The sequence below is a fragment of the Hymenobacter aerophilus DSM 13606 genome (assembly GCF_000382225.1).
GTDB lineage: Bacteria > Bacteroidota > Bacteroidia > Cytophagales > Hymenobacteraceae > Hymenobacter > Hymenobacter aerophilus.
The window spans coordinates 1-1,896 of record NZ_KB907860.1 but is presented as its reverse complement, the minus strand read 5'-3'; the positions used below and the strand labels follow the sequence as shown (position 1 = coordinate 1,896).

The 1,896-nt window shown below is 67.1% G+C and carries 1 protein-coding gene; it reads left to right on the top strand.

Features of this window, described 5'->3' with window-relative positions; all coding sequences use genetic code 11:
• Positions 1 to 120 precede the first annotated feature (120 nt).
• Entirely contained in the window at positions 121 to 1,728 is a 1,608-nt protein-coding gene (locus H145_RS0119255; RefSeq protein ID WP_157541843.1) for an ABC transporter permease/substrate-binding protein, read from the top strand.
• The last annotated feature ends 168 nt before the right edge of the window (positions 1,729 to 1,896 follow it).

Here is a 1,896-nt window from a genome sequence, read left to right as displayed (position 1 = left end):
GGGAGGGAAAGGAGATGGGTCGCACCTCAAATTTCCCGCTTTTGTGGGAGTCTTTTCTGTTTTGCGCCTGACTGACTACTTCCTAAACAGCTTCGTTATAAGGTCCTTCGCAAGCGTAGGATGACAGCACCTAAACTCACCAACTCACTATCTCACCAACTCACCTTGAGCATCCTCACCGAACTTTTCGCCTTCTGGCAGGCGCAGGCCGATAAGCTCGGGCAGCAGACGCTGCAGCACATCGGGCTGACGGCGGCTTCGCTGCTGGCGGGCGTGGCAGTGGGTGTGCCGCTGGGGCTGCTGCTTACGCGCCGGCCGCGGCTGGCGCCCTGGGTGCTGGGCGGGGCGGGTGTGCTGCAAACCATTCCGAGCATTGCGCTGCTGGGCTTTCTGATTCCGGTGCTGGGCATCGGGCCGGGGCCGGCTATTCTGGCGCTGTTCCTGTACTCGTTGCTGCCCATCGTGCGCAACACGCTGGCCGGCGTGCAGGGCGTGGATGCGGCCGTGGTAGACGCCGCCCGCGGCCTGGGCCTCACCGACGGGCAGGTGCTGCGCCGCGTCGAGCTGCCGCTGGCGCTGCCGGTGCTGCTGGCCGGCATCCGCACGGCGGCTGTGATCAACGTGGGCGTGGCCACGCTGGCGGCCTACGTGGCGGCGGGCGGCCTGGGCGAGTTCATCTTCGGCGGCATTGCCCTGAACAACCCGGCCATGATTCTGGCCGGCGCCATCCCGGCCGCCGTGCTGGCGCTGCTGTTTGACGGGGTGCTGGCGGCGTTGCAGCATCTGCGCGGGCGGCGGCTGGTATGGGCCGGGCGGGCGCTGCTGCTGGCGCTGCCCCTGCTGGCGGGCCTCTACCTGCTGCCCCGCGCCGCCAGCAAGCTGCTGGCCGGTTTCAGTCCCGAGTTTGTGGGCCGGGCCGATGGGCTGCCGGGTCTGCGCCGCCTGTATGGCCTGAACCCGGCCTCGGTAGTGCTGGCCCCCGCGCTGGTGTACGAGGCCGCCCGCAACGGTAACGTGGACCTGATCGACGGCTACTCGACCGATGGCCGCATCCGGGCCTATAACCTGCGGGTGCTGCGCGACGACCGCCACGCGTTTCCGCCCTACCAGGCCGCGCCCGTGGTGCGCCGCCAGACGCTGGAGGCCCACCCCGAGCTGGCCCCCGCCCTGGCCCAGCTCGCCGGCCAGCTCTCCGATTCGGTGATGACGGAGCTCAACTACCGGGTCGATATCCGCCACGAAACGCCCCGCGCCGTAGCCCACGACTTCCTGCGCCGGCGCGGGCTGTGGCGCGAGCCGCTACCGGCCACCGGGGCCACCATTCGGTTGGGCTCCAAGATTTTCGGCGAGCAATACATTCTGGCCGAGCTGTACGCGGCCCTTATCCGGGGCGCTACCAACCTGGCCGTGGAAGCCAAAACGGGCCTGGGCGGCACCAGCATCTGCGCCGACGCGTTGCGCACCGGCGCCATCGACCTCTACCCCGAATACACCGGCACCGGCCTGCTGGTGGTGCTCCAGCCCCCGGCCGCTACCCTCGATTCGCTCGGCCCCGACCCGGCGGCGGTGCTGGCCTACGTGCGCCGCGAGTACCGCCGCCGCTACAACCTGGAGTGGCTGGCGCCGCTGGGTTTCAACAACACCTACGCCCTGCTCATGCGCCGCCAGCAGGCCGAGCAGCTGGGCATCAACACGGTGTCAGAACTGAGCGCGTATCTGCAGGAATAGGGAGGCTTATAAGCTGGTTAGTTGCGCCATGTGTCATCCTGAGCGGAGCGAAGGACTTATACAGAAGCTAATGCTAGTAGAAGGAATCCGTTAATTTGTCGGGTAACTTCACCCGACTCCCGATGGCCAAATACTACGTTCTTACCCTCACAGACGACGAACACGCTT